Here is a 15719-nt window from a genome sequence, read left to right as displayed (position 1 = left end):
ATGGCACCTCGGTTTTACCAGGTGATATGTCCGGTTCGCTTTGGTCGGTGACGCCGGACAGGGCACGCCCGCTTCGGTGGGCGTTTTCTTAATGGATGGTCTGATAAAATCTTTCTGAGTAATCGAGCTTGTAACTGCGGTAATTACCAAACCCCGCTTTATCCCCATCACTCACCTTGACTGTGAGCAGTGAAATGGCTTCTACAGCGCAGTGAGGGCAGTCGAACTTTCCGAGCACATAACCACCATCGAGAACGACGGTAGTTTCGCCAGTAGAATTCGAGTGAATAACGCCAGAGACTTTCTTTTCGCAATTGAATAAAGCAATGCTCTTATTAACTGCTTTCAGGTTCATTTCGATTGTTACGATTTGCATAAAATATTCCTTTTGGTTTATTCAGGGTGTAAGAGCCCACGCCAAATAAATGGCGATTTTTTTATTTAGAATTTCAGTTCAGTTAATTACGCTTCGTGCGCCATCTGGTCGTATTCAGCGCATTGCTTAGAGCAATATTTCTTTTCTTTGCGCGCCAGCAGTGAGCCGTTGCGATAGAGAAGGGTGCCCTTTACTTCTTTGCCTTCATCAATGGGTTTGCGGCAGTAGCCGCACTGTTTAAGCATCCGGATCTCCTTTTTGTGCCAGCAGGTAGCAAAGGCGGCGAAGCATCACTCCGAAATAGTTAAGTTTGATAGCCTGAATACGTGCAGGCTTGCGGGCGAAATCAATCATTTTCTAATCTCTGCGATGACTGTTTTTAATGTCATTCCAGTATTGAAAAGTGCATGGAATGTTTGCATCCAGAACGGCCTGAGTTGCCGCTACGATGTTTGCATGCCAGGTTACGCAGACAGTTGCTCGTATCTGCATATAACGCAGTGACGGATCCACCTTATTCATCAACATCCCAGCGCGTACTGCGTCACTGGAGTTTTCAAAGCTAAAAATTACCTCACTCATGATTTATCCCTCTGCTTGCCGTTATCGCCCGGCTGGCGGAACGTTTGAAACCTGCTGCGCGTTAACTCATCCACCTCATTCCGGTCTTCGTATGCCCCGGACGGCTACTTCGTGGGCGTCCTGCCTGGGTAGTCGTGTTGATGGAGTAATTAAACACAATGTTTATTCTTGTGTCAACATAGTGAGGATTTTTATATAAACAAATAGTTTATTCATCGGTGCGGTATTATGCAGGTTGTATGTTTTCAGGGCTATCGTATGGTTACAAAAACATCAATTGGCGAGTGTTGGGTGATGGATTACGAAGAACTGGCGCAACTGCGCTATCAGGAAATGTGCCGGATTGTGGGTGATGTCGTGTTTGCGATGGTAGCTGAAGGGCATGAAACCAAAAGAGTGGCTATAGCTGATGTGATACGTACGGAGATATCGAAGGGGCTGGATAAGTGGGATGCTGATCAGATTCAGGTTATGGAGCTGGCAGTGAAGTTACTGGAAGAGTAGGGCAATAAAAAACCCGGCGCGGTGGCCGGGTTTTTTATTGAATCTTTCTGAAAATAATAAGGGGTGTCATCCCATATGAATTACTGCTTCTCCCTGCCAAATCCCTTATTCCAGACAACATACCAGAGATACCATCTTTCATTTGATTTGGCTCATACGCAACAGTTTCCATCATATTTTCTTCGACTTCTGGAAGAGCATCAATGAAACCAATCACATACCACTCTCCAGGAAGGTTTGAACCATATTTGAGTACCATGTCATCTGGATTGATTGTGAGGTAGTCTCTGTTTATGGTCATCCAGATGGTTTGAGATGCTTCGTTTATAAAATCAACCTGTAAAGTGTTTGGAACAATGTTTAATATCTCTTTCATCATGCCAAATGTTACACCTGGGGCAATGAATTGATCTTCAACATTAAAGTTTGATTTTTTTGCTTTAGGTGGAAGCGTTGGCTGTCCCATTTTCATCATTTTGGCAATAAATGGAACGCTTCTTTGGAAAACAGAGATATCAAATATTCTCATTTTTCCCTTACATAGAACAATACTTCCCAAACGCTCTCCGTTAAGCTCAACTCTTATCATACCGTTTTCATCAAGCTTATCGAGCAGATTGATTGGGAGGGTCCAAGAAGCATCAAAACTTTTTTCTTGAGTCTGATTGACTGTTTCTTCTACTCCAATTTTTGACTTGACAAATTTTAAGTCAAATCCTGCATCGGACAAAGATTTATCAATTTCTGCAGTTACATGTTTAATGGAAGTTACAACGCCTGGCCCATGCATCTGCGCTAGTAACGAAGATGCGCGCTGATTATCAACATAAAAAAAATCATATAGTGAATCGGTGCTTTGTTGCTCTTGCTCCATTTTGCCATTCCTCTTTAACTTTTTCTTTTTTTTCAGCAATTTTCCGTTGCTTTTCATCTATTTCATCAAAAACGTCCACAAGCTCATCTGAGACCTCATTAGGCGTCTGTGATTTGGCTTGTTTCAATAATTTCCTGAACATGATGAACTCCTAAAGAGAACTAGCTGTTTAAATTATGTTCTCTTTACTTTGTGAAAGCAACTTTCTGCCAGCTGGCAGTGGCTCAAAAACGCATTTCCATCAACCAATCCCATAATCAACAGGCTACTGATTACACCTGTTTGCTGTATGCCTGTGATGTGTTATTCCGCATCACCCTTAATCCGCCGCCCCATGTACTTGGCGTATAATTCGTCAAGTTCCTTCAGGCGTAGAGATACGATCCGCAACATGTTCTGTTGTTCTTCTTCGTTCGGTAGCTGGTTGTATAGTTCCAACAATCTTCTTTCGTCATGCCTCAAGCCGTCTTTAGCATCCACATCCTGGCCTAAAACCCATTCAAGGCTGACACCGAGTGCATCGGCAAGTTTTATTGCAGAGCTTTTACCTATCGCCCCTCTAACAAACCAGTTGTTGACCGACTGTGCACTCACACCACAGATCCTCGCTATATCCGCTTTAGATATGCGCTTCTTCTCGATGATCTCATTTAGCCGTTGAACTTGCGGGCTATCTGTCTGGTGCGTATTTTTTCTCATATTTCAAGATTCTAAACTAAAAGTTTATCGCCACAACATTCATAGTGTTGACTTAAAAATAAACATAATGTTTAATTTGGTTTGTTATTACTTGGAGCCAAATATGAAAGCACTTGATAAAGCAATAAGCATTGCAGGGGGCGCTACCCGTTTAGCTGAAATGCTAGACGTATCGTCAATGACGGTAAGTCACTGGCGTCACCGTGATAATGGCGTCGTACCGGCAAATCGTGTCATCCCTATTTTCAATGTTACAGGTGTAACTCCGCATGAGTTACGCCCCGACCTGTATCTCAACCCTACAGACGGATTACCAGCGCAACAAGCGAGGGCATAACAGTGCAAACACTATCACTTCACCAAAATACCGGATTCCATCCGGCAGCGGTGATAAATCGCAATCAGCCAAGCGCGGCAGATAAGCACGAACAGATCCGCGACGCCGTTCGTGCCTGGGCTGCGTCACTGGATAACCAGGATGTCGTTGCCGGAATCATCGTTGAGGAATGGGAACGACAGGGCGGCGCCGGGCTGGAATTTCCTGAAGACCTAAGCCGTAAGCGTCAGAAACTATTCCGGTGGCTTGATGGTGATACAGAGTATGCGCGCAAAAATATTAGCCAGCTTTCGTCTGCGATCATCGCTGTTCTGCCACTTGAATTCCGCGGGCGCCTGGCGCCGCAGGACGATTTCATAGCGCGCTATGCAGCAATGGAGAAAGAGGTTAGCGAAGCGAAACGGGCGCTGATGCTTCGCGCGCCGCAGCACCAGATGGTGAAGGAGGTCCGGGAGGGTATCGAGAAGATGCTGGCAATGTTGCCCGCCGAGGCTATGGGGCAGGTTCTCAGTGGTCTGGCGGCACTCGCGGCGGGTGTTATGTGAGGTATCGATGAAGAGTTGTAGAGGTGAAAAGGCGAAAGCCGCGGTGCTCGAACACCAACGGCTTTCAGGTGCAAAAACGGTAGGTAATTGCGGAGATGAGTATGTCAAATACCGCTGAAGTTATCAATTTTCCCATAAGAACCGAGCAAACAGGAGGTCACATGGCCGACCTGTCCAATGGGTACACCAGGATCGCAAACGAGATTCAGAAGCTTAAACCGCGCCTTCGCATGTCAGGGCGGGAATGGCAGTGCCTTGAAGCGGTGATCTGGCTTACCTACGGATGGAATAAAAAACAGGATCGGGTTACGAACACTGTAATTTCTGGTCTTACAGGGCTGTCAGATTCGCATGTTTCTGATGCGATCAGGTCTCTGGCTGAGCGTGGAATTATTTTTAGTCACAAACAGGGCGTAATGAAAATTGTCGGTATAAATACTGAGCTATCAGCCTGGATTTTAGACAAACCGAAAACGGGAAAAACCTTCCCGAAATCGGGAAAACTCTTCCCGAAAACAGGAAAAACCTTCCCGGAAACGGTAAACACCCAAGACTATAACAATAACAATATTAAAAGATCATCGTCCGAGAATTCTGACGAATCCTCAGACGACCGCCTGAAGAAATTTTTATCTGCCCATCCTGAAGCTGCGATTTACACCCCAAATTTCACCAAGTGGGGAACTGCTGAAGACCAGCAGTGCGCAGAATGGATCATCGCACTGCTTGAAAAAGTAAAACCCTTTCCAAAGAAACCCGGTCTTGTGGCCTGGGCTAACGATGTACGCCTGATGCGTGAACTTGACGGACACAGCCACCGTGAAATCTGCGAGCTGTTTCAGTGGGCAAGCAAAGACGCGTTCTGGCATTCAAACATCCTTTCGCCCGCAAAGCTACGAGCCAAATGGGACACCCTGACCCTCCAGCGCAAAGACACCACTCGCAAGCAACGCGCAGATGTCAGAGCAAATAAATCCGAAACAGGACCGCACTGGAATAGCCCTGAAGCATGGGAGAAATTTCTATGACACCTGATCTGTATCGTGCAATTGAAAATCGTGATGGCGACATGCTGGCGCGCATGGTAGGCAATGAGCGAAAAGTGGTGAATTCCGCTGCTGAAAAGCTGGTGGATATGCTTTTTGAAAACCTCATGCAGGTATTTCCGGCATCCACTCAGACGAACCTACGAACTGACGGTGATATTCGCGTTGCGAAGCAGCAATGGATCGCCGCTTTTGCCGAGTCAGGCATTACCTCACGTGAACAGCTTTCCGCCGGTATGCAAAAAGCCCGCTCCAGCCAGTCTCCGTTTTGGCCGTCGCCAGGTCAGTTTATTTCGTGGTGCCGCGAGGGGAGTGGCGCGCTAGGGATCAGTGTGGACGACATCATGAGCGAATACTGGCGGTGGCGGAAGCTGGTTTTTCGCTATCCGACCAGCGAGCAATTCCCCTGGAGGGATAAAAACCCGCTGTATTACCACGTCTGCCTGGAGCTGCGCCGTCGTGGAACGGAGGGGCAACTCAGCGAAAAGGAACTTATCCGGGCCGCTGGCGACATCCTGCATGACTGGGAAAAGCGGGTTCTGGCTGGTAAGCCCGTACCACCTATCCGTCGCGCATTGTCCGCACCAAAAGTGGCCGCCGGGCCGACTCCGGCTGAGATGCTGATGGCTAAGTACAAACAGCGCAAAGGCGGTGAGTTATGACCCGCGTCCGTAATTTCGGCTGGAATCGCCTCAAACTGGCAACCCTGTCCTATGACGAAATAAACGCCCTCGAAAATCAGGTTAAGCAAGAGCATGCCTGCAAAGACGGTATCCACATGTACGACAAGGCAGGCCGTGACAAGCTCGACGCCCTGAGCTGGGCCGTATACAACAAGCAGAAGCGGGAGGCTGCCCAATGAGCAACATCGACAAACCGGCGCAGGAAGAAAAAACACGCGAGGCCTTTGAACGGTGGGCTGAGCAATCTGGAGCTCTTCCGTGGGGGATCCTTAAAAAGCACCGCAATCAAGACGGTAGTTACCCCGGATCCCATTACACCTACATGTGGCATGCATGGAATGCCTGTCATGAGGCGCTGCTGGATGAGCTGGAAGCCGATAAAGAGCAAATCAAAACACTCGAAAGCCGAAACCGTCGCCTCGATGGAATCATTGAAGCTGCTGAGAAGCGCATAGCAGAACTGGAGGCGCGGGAAGTGACGCTCCCGGCTCAAAAATTTTGCCCAGATGAATACGTAGGTAGCGTGCTATGGGCTGAAACAGAAATCTGGAACAAGGCTATTTCTGAGTGTGCAAAAGCAATCCGCGCCGCTGGCATCGGTAAGGGGGAATAAACATGGCTAAATCACAAATGCAGTTAGCAAACCGCGCATGGCGTACAGAAACAAAGGCTTTGGGTTGGCATCAAGGATGGAAAACAGGCCGTAAAGGGTGGAAGGCATTCTGTCGGGAGAATGCGGCAATCACGGTTGAGGAACACCTCAAAACAGACCCACCATTTGAGGATCAGGCTGACGCCAACTAGCATGTTGCAGAAGAACTGACGTACTGGACACCATAGGACTAACCCATGAGCACTATTACCAAAGAAGAAGCACTAGCCGTTGCAGATTTAAAGGCCGGTTACACCCTCGGCCACGCCGATGTGGTAATTTTGCAGGAGCTGGCGCGTATCGCGCCGGCAGCGCTTACCGCTGAGCCGGTAGGGCTGTTCGCAAAAAGAGCTGGCGCCTGGCTTGAGTTATGCCAAGGGGACACATTCGAACACCCTGACGGAATGCCCCTCTACGCCGCCCCGCCAGCGCCTGAAAAAATGAGCTTTTCCACCGCATGCAACTTTGTGCAAATCAACGGGCTGGCAAGGGAAGACAGAGCAACTCTTGCAATGAGGGCATGGAACGCCTGCCGCGCCGCGATGCTTCAGGCTGGCAACGACAGCACCAATGGTAAAGCGTTAACCAATGGTGACACCGTTGCCAACACTCCGGATTGTTGGATTAAGAGCAGCTAGCGGATGCCGGAATCCAACATTGATGTCCTTTGTGCATCGGAGTTCGACGGTCCTGGAGACTGGAGGAGGAAGGTTGGTTATTGGCACTGTGGGAAGTGGGATGTTTATGGGGCTTCATGGACTCCAACCCACTGGATGCCGCTTCCGGCAGCACCGCAACTGGAGGTGAAGGACATTGGCCACTAAGGCGGTAATGTTTCGAGGATAGATCAAAATAAACGGCAAAGGGCTATGCTAGAATCATGGCCCTTAATTATTTATCAACAGCCGTTCATGAAGAAGCCAACCGCAAGAGATTTACCAACAGTTAAGCAGCTTTTGATTATTGCCAAAGAACGCAACATCCCTCTCACCGAAAAAAAAGCAAAGGATATTCTTAAGCGTTGGAAGATCGATATTGAACGCCGCGGCACTCCTGAAGGCGCCATTACAGGGAATATGGAAATATTTGAACGCTATGTCGAACCGGGGTTTGTTGTAACAAATTCTTTTTCCAAAACTGCATACTCCATCCCACGCAGAACGAAGAAAGGTAATGTATGACAGCCAGAAACATAGCAAAGCTACCGCAAGAAGAACGAGACAAGGTAAACGTTGACCTTGCGGCTTCTGGCGTGGCGTACAAAGAGCGTCTGAATATGCCGGCTGTAGCTGAACAGGTAGCGAGAGAGCAGCCAGAACACCTACGCGAGTATTTTATGTAAAGAGTCAGATACTATCGAGGGAAAAGCTTTGAGTGACTAAAAGTGAATAACCCTATTTATAAAAAGGAAAGGAATAAATGAAATTTTTGAGTACGTTACTTTTGATAGTCAGTTGTTCAGTTTTTGCGGATAGCAACTCTGATGTAATAGATTTTAAACGAATGACTGAGTCGACATGTTTCAATCCGGCAAACCATGAAGCACAAGAGCTTTGTGAGAAGTCTATTAAGATTATGCTGCTTAATGCTACAGGTATCGGATACTCAGAAGCAGCCTGCACCGCGAAGGCGTTAAAAGAAAAGGATAAATGCAAAAAAACTAGCGAAGAGTATATGAAATTAATGAGGTACGGTCTTACTTATAAATAATTTCAAGTTACTTTTACAAGCCCGCCTTGTGTAGATTATTTATTGCCTGAATTGTGTTTCAGTAGGAAGGGGGACATTAACGCCCAATTTGTATGACAGTTTGGGCGTGAATATTTGAAGAATTAATCAAGTGAAGTATCGTTAAGTTCAAGCTCAAAAGTCCCACCCTTGCGTGGCATGACTTGATCAACCATTTTAATAAACCTGTTCCATCCGTACCCATTGGCGATGGCTAATCGCTGAACCATAATTAACGAATGCAAGTGCTGGGATAGCATGGGGTTGCCGACATCATCAGTAAGCCATTGATGCATTTTGTTTTTTCGCTGTCCATTCATTTGTTTTGGTGTTTTTTTCTCAAGCTCCTGAAGAATAGAGTCGCCGAGACGTTCATACACAAGATCCCTAGTGTAATGGGCAACTACGCTAAACCGATTCTTACTCATACCAGCCCAAGGCCAATTTTTCAGCTTGTATATATTTTCGTAAAACTCGTCAGGAAATTTTTTAGCCCACGCAGAAAGTTCCTTACTGATTATTTTGTCTAAATAGGCCTGTAAAGCATCTTTAGGGCGAATTTCTTGATAGCCTGTCGCCTCATCAACTAGGGCGATAATACCAACTTTTGCAAGTGAACGGACTAAGATTTCTGCTTTTTGAGCTGTATCCATCTGGTTTGCTTTTAGCGCACCATCCTGTCTGGCTTTTAAATAAGCATCGCATACCAGAGGAAGTATTGAAGCATCATAACCCTCAAGTTCAGATCCTGAATTGTCTAAATATCGCTCTCGTTTGATCACCTCCATAAGCTCTTGATTAATATATGGAACAAGGTTAGCGGCATCCATAAACGCAGGCAGTATGATCTCACCATCAAGCGTGGCTCTCACGCCTCGACTTGGGCGCCCTAATGCTTTAAAAACGGATGATTGAGATATTATTCGCTTCCCATTGCTGAGTACAGCTACCTCCAGTTCGGTGTCATTGATTTTTAGAACACCTTCGAGTTGGGTAGAGGGAAGGTTAGTTTTGATCCTTTGCCAGCGCTTGTTGGCCGCAAACTGAGCAACTTCTTTACGTTCCTCTGCAGTCATTTTTTCTGCACGAGCTTTTCCACCCTTAGCTTGTGGGGATTCATCTTTGATGGACATAATGGACTCCTTGGATAATTAATGGAGTAATTATCGTTTGAGAAAAATTTCTCAGCAAGCATTATTGCAATTTTTGCTTGCTTGGTATCTTGCAGATGACCTTGAAGAATGAGGCACTGGTGCGCGCCAACCTACCCGAGCATTGCCAGACGAAAGCGATTGCCGCCTAAAAATATCATAGTAATCAACCCGCTACGGCGGGTATTTTTTAACCTGCTGCCATAATAATTAGCAATCAGTGCTATTAAACCGTTGATCATTTTTCCGCACAGGTATACTGTATAAAAATACAGTATATGCAATGGAGGCAATAATGAAAGTTGAGTTAACCATTGATTGCACTAAAAAACTTCCTGACGGTGCGGAGGCGGCACTTGAGAAGGAACTGCTTAAGCGGCTTAGCAATCAGTATGAAGATTGCAGTCTGGTGATTCGACGAGCCGGATCTGATGGACTTAATGTTTATGGCGCTGCCAAGGACGATAAAAAGCAAATTGAAATGATCCTCTAGGAGACCTGGGAGAGCGCTGACGAATGGTTTTATTAACATAGCGCTTAGGGCTGGCGCGCATTTATCCGAATACCGCAATGTGTATACCTTTGATGCTGCTGCCGACATTTTTAATCGCGTCTGTATGTCGCTCGAAGGGAGAAAAGAAAGTGAGTGATTCAGCATTCCACACATCAGAAGATAACTGGTATGACATTGTCAGACGGTCTGATGGCTGCGTGTTGTTTAGCTTTCCTTCATCAGGCAGGCATCTTATCTATCGTGTGAACGGCATGGTATCTATGCGCCCATTGCTGGATGATGAAGAGGTCTTTACTCCCAATGGGTTTATGAAATTTATTAATCGTCTCGGCTACCGGGTAACACCACCTTCTGATAATATGAAATCAACGGTCTGAACAGCCGTTAACCTGCTGCGCCACGGGGAAAACCATGGCGCAATTACAACTTATCAAACAGTCCTCAGGGATCCTGATCCCGGCTACGCCGGAGACCAGCGATTTACTGCAATCAAAAATTAAGCTCGGCGCCGTGCTGGTGGCCGACTTCAAACAGGTACGCAATCCTGCGTTTCATCGCCGCTTCTTCGCTCTGCTGAATCTGGGCTTCGAATACTGGGAGCCTACCGGCGGCGCGATCTCATCCAACGAACGCAAGCTGGTGACCGGCTACGCAAAATTCCTTGCTTCCTATGGGGGGAATGAGGGCGCACTTCTTGACGCCGCCGAGCAGTATCTCGATCGCATCGCTGATAAGCGCGCCGGCAGCATCAGTGCCTGCAAATCCTTTGACGCTTATCGTGCGTGGGTGACCATCGAGTCCGGCCACTACGACGCTATCCAGCTACCGGACGGCACCCTCCGCAAGTATCCTCGCAGCATTGCATTTGCCAATATGGACGAAACCGAGTTCCAGCAATTGTACAAAGCCGCGCTCGACGTTCTCTGGCGCTGGATACTGTCCCGCACGTTCCGCACGCAGGAGGAAGCCGAGAACGCCGCGGCCCAGCTTATGAGCTTTGCGGGGTGATGGGGATGAAATATTCATATTTTCAGCACACCGAATGCACCACGCAGCAGGCCGACGATCTGGTGGCGGAATACAGGCGCCGCGGCGTGAGGGTTGAGCGCAGCCTGAATCCCGATTACGTCACGTGGACCGTCAGCGCGAAATTACCTGAATGCTTACATCCGGCGCGGACGCCGAGAACTTACCGCCAAAAGGTCTGGGGGTGAGCATGGCGGATTTACGCAAAGCGGCGCGCGGCCGCGAATGTCAGGTGCGGATCCCCGGAGTATGCAACGGAAACCCAGAAACGAGCGTGCTGGCACATATCCGCCTGGCCGGCCTATGCGGTACCGGCATTAAACCGCCTGATCTGATTGCCACCATCGCATGCAGCAGCTGTCACGACGAAATTGATCGCCGCACCCGCCGGGTTGATGCGGATTATGCAAAGGAGTGTGCGCTGGAGGGCATGGCCCGTACGCAGGTTATTTGGCTGAAAGAAGGGAAGGTAAAGACGTGAGCGAGTACAGAATTTCCTTGCCGTGGCCGCCAAGTAATAACCGTTATTACCGGCACAACCGCGGGCGTACCCACATCAGTACGGAAGGCCAGGCTTACCGCGATCGCGTAGCCCAAATCATTAAAGGCCAACTGCTGGATATCGGCATCACCGGTCCGGTAAAGATCTGCATTGAGTGCCATATGCCTGACCGCCGCCGCCGTGACCTGGACAACCTGCAGAAGGCCGCATTCGACGCGCTGACGAAATCAGGTTTCTGGCAGGACGACCAGCAGGTGGACGACTACCGCGTAATACGGATGCCAGTCGTCAGGGACGGCAGGCTGGAGCTGACTATCACCGAACTGGGGGACTTATGACATCAGAACTGATTGAGGCGATCCGCATGCGCTGGACACGGCTTCGCATATACCGGCGCCGGGGTTCGGTGCTGGTGGATTACCGCATCCTCCGGAATTTTATTCGCATCTACCTTTCAGCAGGAGCCACGCAATGAACACACAATATCTGGAATATGTGCGCCAGCAGCTCATTGTAGCGATAGCAGATCTGAGTGGCGCCACGAAAGGGCAGCTGATGGCATGGTTGGAGAACGCCCAGTTCGATACGAAGAACTATCCACGAAAAAAACAGCGCATCCGGGATGAAGTGACCGGAAAATTGATAACGCTGAATAACCCTCCGATCCCCGGCAAGCAATCATTGGCGAAAGGGAGTGCAATTCCGCTGGTGCAGCCAGTTGAATACTCAACCGCATCATGGCGCCGCGCGCTGCTGTCCCTCGAAGAGCACCAGAAAGCCTGGTTGCTATGGAACTACAGCGAGAACATTAACTGGGACCATCAGGTGGTAATAACTCGATCGGCGTGGGAACAGTTCAGTCAGCAACTGGAAGGTAAGCGGGTGGCGAAGAAAACGATGGAGCGGCTGCGCCAGTTAATCTGGCTGGCGGCGCAGGATGTGAAAGCTGAGTTGGCCGGTAAGGATGTGTATCAGTATGGCGATCTGGCTGCGCTGGTGGGTGTTAAGCCAGATAACTGGAGCAAAAACTATAGTAATTACTGGCGCACAATGTATCACCTCTTTAAAAGGCTTGATACCGAATCTCTGCTTTGTCTGGTGAAAACAAGATCACAACAAAAAGCGACCTTTTCACAGCAGGGTATTGCAAAAGTCAATTAAATAGCATATATTTTGAGTAAATCTGATATCGTCGCCATAGCTTCAATCATCGACCAAACAAATTCAAGCCTCGCCATCGTGCGGGGTTTTCTATTTCTAAGTCTGCCAATCGGTATTTTTTGCGCTATGTACAAGGCAATACAACCATAGAGCCTTTCAGAAGTGAGTCATTGGGAATTATCAGTATGACTTTTTTCTGCGATGCTATAGTTAATATGGCATTTGATAATGCTCTCGATACTGAAAACACTGGGTGGGGATACACCCGTTTCGCAGAGACAACAGCATGACCCATGACCAGTGGACTTCACTGGTCAATTTTTTCCGCCATTAGCTTAACTGGAAAGAGCACGGAGCTTCTACCTCTGTGGTTCGGGGTTCGAATCCTCGATGGCGGACCATGCGGTCATCGTATAATGTCTATTACCTCAGCCTTCCAGACTGATGATGCGGGTTCGATTCCCGCTGACCGCTCAAGTTTTGAATGGGCGCTGCTTTTTGCAAAATTGCTGTGTAAAAATACTGATCTTTGGGTTCAGCGCTCATCCAAAAGCACTCCGTTAATATCCGTACAACCGTGGGTGGTTTGTTGGATGGAGTGCCTCATATTAATGCCGGTTTGTTTAAACACATCTATTATTCAGTCTGCTATGACGTTGCCGTACCGCTATACTGTCTACTCTATCAGTGATGAGGTGACCTATGCAGGAAGGGTTCTACTGGATTAAGCACGTTGACTCTGTCCAGGTGGCATATTTCAAGAGTGAAGAGTTCGAAGATATATCAACCGGCGAAATTGTACCTGGCGTATGGCACTTAACCCGGGATGATGCAATTTGTCACAACAGTGAAGTCAGTATCCTGGCTGGTCCGTTAGATCCACCAGGTTAAAAAACTTATTTTTGATCAGGCTGCCTCCGGGCGGCCTTTTTTATTTCCCCTCGTACTGAGAGGACTCACAGCAATAGAGGGGGCTAAATGTCCGATCCTGTTTCTGGCACTACGGTTGCCGCTGGTGGGCTTATGGGTGCCAGTGTTTTTGGCATCGCAACCGGTATTGATTATGGCGTGGTGTTTGGCGCTTTCGCAGGGGCCGTGTTCTACGTAGCGACAGCAGCAAACATCAGCAGGATAAAGTTGGTTTGCTATTTCGTGACGTCGTTTATTGTTGGCGTTCTCGGAGCAGGGCTTGTTGGTTCGTACCTTGCCAAGTGGACAGGTTACAGTGACAGGCCGCTTGATGCTCTCGGCGCTGTGGCAGTGGCTGCGTTGGCTATCAAACTTCTTACCTTCATCAACAGTCAGGATTTGGGAAGCTTGTTCAGTATGCTTTCGAGATTGCGCGGAGGAGGGGCCAGCAATGGTAACAAGTGATCCTTCAGCGATGATCAATGCTGGTATTTGCGCGGTCATCGTTCTCGCTCTGATGTTTTACCAGCGTGATGGTGCCAGGCATCGCCCAATAGTTTCTCTACTCGCTTATTTCACTGTACTGGTTTATGCCAGCATCCCATTCCGCTATCTGTTCGGCCTCTACCAGGAATCACACTGGATGGTGGTCATCATTAATATCCTGATTTGCGCCGCCGTGCTTTGGGCTCGGGGAAACGTGGCACGTTTAATCAACATTCTTCAGAAATAAAAAAGGGAAGCGCGACATCTCCGCTTCCCTGAAAGTTCGAGGCCTGGTGTTGTTCTAATGAGGTGGAGTATCGACTTTAGTCAAACTCTATTTCGCATTTATTACATCACACTTTGTCAGTAGTTTTTTGTCCTGCCTCAATATCGGGGTAATCAAATGAATCAACAACAATTTCATCTGGCGGCTGGTATAAGCGTCGGACTGGCCGCGCGCTGGTTTCCGCATATCGACACGGCAATGAAAGAATTCGGCATCACTGCGCCGCTCGATCAGTCCATGTTCATAGCGCAGATGGGGCATGAGTCCGGCGGGTATGAAAAGCTGGTGGAAAGCCTGAACTACACAGCCGATCGTCTTGTTCCCGTATTCGGCAAGCACCGTATCACGGCACAGCAGGCCGCCGCGCTCGGCAGAACGGCAACGCAACCGGCAAATCAGAAAGCGATTGCTAACCTGGTTTACGGCGGCGAGTGGGGCAAAAAGAACCTGGGCAATCAGGTTGCCGGTGACGGGTGGAAATATCGCGGGCGCGGGCTGAAGCAAATCACAGGGTTAATCAACTATCGCAAATGCGGCCTGGCGCTAAAACTGGATCTGGTTACTCAGCCGGAGTTGCTGGAGCAGGACGAAAATGCAGCGCGTTCCGCAGCGTGGTTCTTTGCCACCAGCGGATGCCTTGTGTATTCCGGCGATGTGGAACGTATCACGATCATCATCAACGGCGGTAAAAACGGTCTTGATGACCGCCGTCGTCGGTTCAATCTGGCAAAAGCCGTGCTGGTGTGAGGCTGCTATGGGAATTGAAATGATTATCGGGCTGGCCACAGCGGTGATTGCAGCTATCGCTGGTGCTTTTGGTTTCGGCCATGCGCGCGGCACCAGCACAGCGGAAGCCAAAGCAGACAAGCAGCGCACCGAAGAGAACGCCGCAGCAACGGTAGCGGTAGCAGAGCGCCGGGTGGAAGTAACGAAAGAGGCCAGTAATGTACAGCAGACTGTTAACCATATGCGTGGCGACGATGTTGATCGCGAGCTGCGCGACAACTGGATCCGCAAGGATTGAGGTAGTGGACACGGCCTGCGATTGGGTTAAGCCCATCTACGGCACGGCTCACGACTGGGATGTGCTGGACAAGCAGACGAAGCGCGACATCCTGGCGCATAACAAAACGTGGCAGGCGAACTGCCATAAGAAGCAAGCAATGAGTTTATAAATTAAAGATCTTCTACTTGTGTGCCGATTATATTTCCATTCTTACTGTATGGAGATGGATGCACATGAAAGTATTACAAACATTAGGCGGTTACCAAGGTGGTCAGGCCGGTATTTTTCAGTACAAAAGGAATAGCGATGGGGTAGTTATTGATCCTACCGTCGGTATGAATGCTAATGCGGAAATCATTGAGATTTCTAACGATGATTGGAGTGGGATGATTAATCGGTTAGAAAACATTGGCAAGAAAGTCGTTGATTTGACGGAGATAAAACAAGAGATCGCAGATGAGCTCGGGATGAATAACACTGAGACGGCCGCCGTGGTTGCTATATTGGAACACGAAGGAACATTCGACCATTATGGCGGATTTATCGGTGGCGGGGAGTCAGTTTCAATTCATCTACGTAGGGATGATGACTAATTCAAACTGGTTTTAAGGGGACAGGCCTCGAATTCGCGAGGCTTTTTATTGCCATCACC

Annotated in this window: 30 protein-coding genes, 2 tRNA genes and 3 pseudogenes; 28 read left to right on the top strand and 7 right to left on the bottom strand. The window is 48.5% G+C overall.

Translation table 11 applies throughout. The features are described from left to right. Positions 1-88 precede the first annotated feature (88 nt). The 3 genes and pseudogenes from CSE01S_RS18670 to CSE01S_RS23420 form a co-directional block, all read right to left on the bottom strand. Positions 89-441: pseudogene (locus CSE01S_RS18670) on the bottom strand (DNA breaking-rejoining protein). A gap of 21 nt (positions 442-462) precedes the next feature. Continuing rightward, on the bottom strand, positions 463-621 hold the full coding sequence (locus CSE01S_RS18665; RefSeq protein WP_042291669.1) for a YdaE family protein: 159 nt from the start codon (positions 619-621) through the stop codon (positions 463-465). Then, positions 614-733, bottom strand: a pseudogene (locus CSE01S_RS23420) (hypothetical protein); the annotation flags it as partial. The pseudogene CSE01S_RS23420 and the gene CSE01S_RS18665, both read right to left, overlap by 8 nt. Before the next feature lie 519 nt (positions 734-1252). On the opposite strand from CSE01S_RS23420, the gene fumD reads away from it, so the two are divergent. Further along, positions 1253-1462: a fumarate hydratase FumD gene (gene fumD, locus CSE01S_RS18655; RefSeq protein ID WP_042291751.1), complete on the top strand. Its 210-nt coding sequence runs from the start codon at positions 1253-1255 to the stop codon at positions 1460-1462. Between the two features lie 34 nt (positions 1463-1496). Here fumD and CSE01S_RS18650 read toward each other — a convergent pair whose 3' ends face one another. The 3 genes from CSE01S_RS18650 to CSE01S_RS18640 all read right to left on the bottom strand — a co-directional run bounded on the left by CSE01S_RS18650 (position 1497) and on the right by CSE01S_RS18640 (position 3035). Then, the gene (locus tag CSE01S_RS18650) at positions 1497-2336 is read right to left on the bottom strand and encodes a DUF6414 family protein (RefSeq protein WP_042291665.1); all 840 of its coding nucleotides are present in this window, start codon (positions 2334-2336) and stop codon (positions 1497-1499) included. Beyond that, positions 2299-2478: a hypothetical protein gene (locus tag CSE01S_RS22535; RefSeq protein WP_042291662.1), complete on the bottom strand. Its 180-nt coding sequence runs from the start codon at positions 2476-2478 to the stop codon at positions 2299-2301. The genes CSE01S_RS18650 and CSE01S_RS22535 overlap by 38 nt, the downstream gene beginning before the upstream one ends. Before the next feature lie 161 nt (positions 2479-2639). Further along, a complete protein-coding gene (locus CSE01S_RS18640) occupies positions 2640-3035 on the bottom strand; it encodes a helix-turn-helix domain-containing protein (RefSeq protein ID WP_042291658.1) in 396 nt (131 codons plus the stop codon). 103 nt (positions 3036-3138) lie between these two features. Between CSE01S_RS18640 and CSE01S_RS22530 the strand changes: the two genes are divergently transcribed. The 12 genes and pseudogenes from CSE01S_RS22530 to CSE01S_RS18585 all read left to right on the top strand — a co-directional run bounded on the left by CSE01S_RS22530 (position 3139) and on the right by CSE01S_RS18585 (position 8008). Further along, complete coding sequence (locus CSE01S_RS22530; protein WP_042291656.1) at positions 3139-3372, top strand: transcriptional regulator; 234 nt, start codon at positions 3139-3141, stop codon at positions 3370-3372. A 2-nt stretch (positions 3373-3374) separates the two neighbouring features. Further along, entirely contained in the window at positions 3375-3917 is a 543-nt protein-coding gene (locus CSE01S_RS18630; protein ID WP_042291654.1) for a toxin YdaT domain-containing protein, read from the top strand. A 101-nt stretch (positions 3918-4018) separates the two neighbouring features. After that, entirely contained in the window at positions 4019-4945 is a 927-nt protein-coding gene (locus tag CSE01S_RS18625) for a phage replication protein O (protein WP_042291650.1), read from the top strand. Beyond that, a complete protein-coding gene (locus CSE01S_RS18620; RefSeq protein WP_042291648.1) occupies positions 4942-5625 on the top strand; it encodes a replication protein P in 684 nt (227 codons plus the stop codon). The genes CSE01S_RS18625 and CSE01S_RS18620 overlap by 4 nt, the downstream gene beginning before the upstream one ends. Continuing rightward, positions 5622-5825: a hypothetical protein gene (locus CSE01S_RS18615; protein ID WP_042291644.1), complete on the top strand. Its 204-nt coding sequence runs from the start codon at positions 5622-5624 to the stop codon at positions 5823-5825. The genes CSE01S_RS18620 and CSE01S_RS18615 overlap by 4 nt, the downstream gene beginning before the upstream one ends. Then, entirely contained in the window at positions 5822-6259 is a 438-nt protein-coding gene (locus CSE01S_RS23415) for a phiTE_015 family protein (protein ID WP_052406311.1), read from the top strand. Before CSE01S_RS18615 ends, CSE01S_RS23415 begins: the two co-directional genes overlap by 4 nt. A 2-nt stretch (positions 6260-6261) precedes the next feature. Next, complete coding sequence (locus CSE01S_RS18605) at positions 6262-6450, top strand: hypothetical protein (protein ID WP_042291641.1); 189 nt, start codon at positions 6262-6264, stop codon at positions 6448-6450. 45 nt (positions 6451-6495) lie between these two features. Further along, a complete protein-coding gene (locus CSE01S_RS23410; protein WP_042291638.1) occupies positions 6496-6936 on the top strand; it encodes a hypothetical protein in 441 nt (146 codons plus the stop codon). A 3-nt stretch (positions 6937-6939) separates the two neighbouring features. After that, on the top strand, positions 6940-7122 hold the full coding sequence (locus tag CSE01S_RS23560; RefSeq protein ID WP_072015027.1) for a DUF551 domain-containing protein: 183 nt from the start codon (positions 6940-6942) through the stop codon (positions 7120-7122). 45 nt (positions 7123-7167) lie between these two features. After that, entirely contained in the window at positions 7168-7479 is a 312-nt protein-coding gene (locus CSE01S_RS18595; protein WP_042291635.1) for a hypothetical protein, read from the top strand. After that, positions 7476-7637, top strand: a pseudogene (locus CSE01S_RS18590) (DNA polymerase III subunit theta); the annotation flags it as partial. The gene CSE01S_RS18595 and the pseudogene CSE01S_RS18590, both read left to right, overlap by 4 nt. Before the next feature lie 80 nt (positions 7638-7717). Continuing rightward, entirely contained in the window at positions 7718-8008 is a 291-nt protein-coding gene (locus CSE01S_RS18585; protein WP_042291633.1) for a hypothetical protein, read from the top strand. Positions 8009-8130: 122 nt separating this feature from the next. Here the strand turns inward: CSE01S_RS18585 and CSE01S_RS18580 are convergent, their stop codons facing one another. Then, positions 8131-9159, bottom strand: coding sequence for a P63C domain-containing protein (locus CSE01S_RS18580; protein WP_042291630.1), 1029 nt, complete (start codon positions 9157-9159; stop codon positions 8131-8133). A 313-nt stretch (positions 9160-9472) separates the two neighbouring features. Between CSE01S_RS18580 and CSE01S_RS18575 the strand changes: the two genes are divergently transcribed. From CSE01S_RS18575 to CSE01S_RS18505, 15 genes are all read left to right on the top strand, one after another. Then, positions 9473-9670 (top strand): DinI-like family protein, encoded by a 198-nt coding sequence (locus CSE01S_RS18575; RefSeq protein WP_042291627.1) that lies wholly within the window; start codon positions 9473-9475, stop codon positions 9668-9670. Positions 9671-9819: 149 nt separating this feature from the next. Then, complete coding sequence (locus tag CSE01S_RS22520; protein WP_072015029.1) at positions 9820-10068, top strand: hypothetical protein; 249 nt, start codon at positions 9820-9822, stop codon at positions 10066-10068. A gap of 34 nt (positions 10069-10102) precedes the next feature. Then, a complete protein-coding gene (locus CSE01S_RS18570; protein WP_042291624.1) occupies positions 10103-10699 on the top strand; it encodes a DUF1367 family protein in 597 nt (198 codons plus the stop codon). Next, complete coding sequence (locus CSE01S_RS18565) at positions 10699-10905, top strand: hypothetical protein (RefSeq protein ID WP_042291621.1); 207 nt, start codon at positions 10699-10701, stop codon at positions 10903-10905. Before CSE01S_RS18570 ends, CSE01S_RS18565 begins: the two co-directional genes overlap by 1 nt. 2 nt (positions 10906-10907) lie before the next feature. Then, positions 10908-11198 (top strand): DUF1364 domain-containing protein, encoded by a 291-nt coding sequence (locus tag CSE01S_RS18560; RefSeq protein WP_042291620.1) that lies wholly within the window; start codon positions 10908-10910, stop codon positions 11196-11198. Next, positions 11195-11557 carry a crossover junction endodeoxyribonuclease RusA gene (gene rusA, locus CSE01S_RS18555; RefSeq protein WP_042291616.1) on the top strand — a complete coding sequence of 121 codons (363 nt, stop codon included), beginning with the start codon at positions 11195-11197 and terminating at the stop codon, positions 11555-11557. Before CSE01S_RS18560 ends, rusA begins: the two co-directional genes overlap by 4 nt. Next, positions 11554-11694 (top strand): YlcG family protein, encoded by a 141-nt coding sequence (locus CSE01S_RS22890; RefSeq protein ID WP_042291614.1) that lies wholly within the window; start codon positions 11554-11556, stop codon positions 11692-11694. The genes rusA and CSE01S_RS22890 overlap by 4 nt, the downstream gene beginning before the upstream one ends. Further along, a complete protein-coding gene (locus CSE01S_RS18545) occupies positions 11691-12380 on the top strand; it encodes a bacteriophage antitermination protein Q (RefSeq protein WP_042291612.1) in 690 nt (229 codons plus the stop codon). Before CSE01S_RS22890 ends, CSE01S_RS18545 begins: the two co-directional genes overlap by 4 nt. Before the next feature lie 324 nt (positions 12381-12704). Beyond that, a tRNA-Arg gene (locus CSE01S_RS18540) sits at positions 12705-12781 on the top strand. A 1-nt stretch (position 12782) separates the two neighbouring features. Continuing rightward, positions 12783-12854: transfer RNA gene (locus CSE01S_RS23170), tRNA-Gly, on the top strand. A 504-nt stretch (positions 12855-13358) separates the two neighbouring features. Beyond that, positions 13359-13754 (top strand): phage holin family protein, encoded by a 396-nt coding sequence (locus tag CSE01S_RS18530; RefSeq protein ID WP_042291608.1) that lies wholly within the window; start codon positions 13359-13361, stop codon positions 13752-13754. Further along, a complete protein-coding gene (locus CSE01S_RS18525) occupies positions 13741-14022 on the top strand; it encodes a phage holin family protein (protein WP_042291606.1) in 282 nt (93 codons plus the stop codon). The genes CSE01S_RS18530 and CSE01S_RS18525 overlap by 14 nt, the downstream gene beginning before the upstream one ends. Positions 14023-14178: 156 nt before the next feature. Then, complete coding sequence (locus CSE01S_RS18520; RefSeq protein ID WP_042291604.1) at positions 14179-14808, top strand: glycoside hydrolase family 19 protein; 630 nt, start codon at positions 14179-14181, stop codon at positions 14806-14808. 7 nt (positions 14809-14815) lie between these two features. Then, entirely contained in the window at positions 14816-15085 is a 270-nt protein-coding gene (locus CSE01S_RS18515; protein ID WP_042291602.1) for a hypothetical protein, read from the top strand. A gap of 215 nt (positions 15086-15300) precedes the next feature. Continuing rightward, on the top strand, positions 15301-15660 hold the full coding sequence (locus tag CSE01S_RS18505; RefSeq protein ID WP_071258647.1) for a hypothetical protein: 360 nt from the start codon (positions 15301-15303) through the stop codon (positions 15658-15660). Positions 15661-15719 lie beyond the last annotated feature (59 nt).

Source organism: Citrobacter sedlakii NBRC 105722 (assembly GCF_000759835.1).
In the GTDB taxonomy this organism is placed as follows: domain Bacteria; phylum Pseudomonadota; class Gammaproteobacteria; order Enterobacterales; family Enterobacteriaceae; genus Citrobacter_A; species Citrobacter_A sedlakii.
The sequence above is the reverse complement of the archived record's forward strand: the minus strand, read 5'-3'. Positions and strand labels throughout refer to the sequence as shown.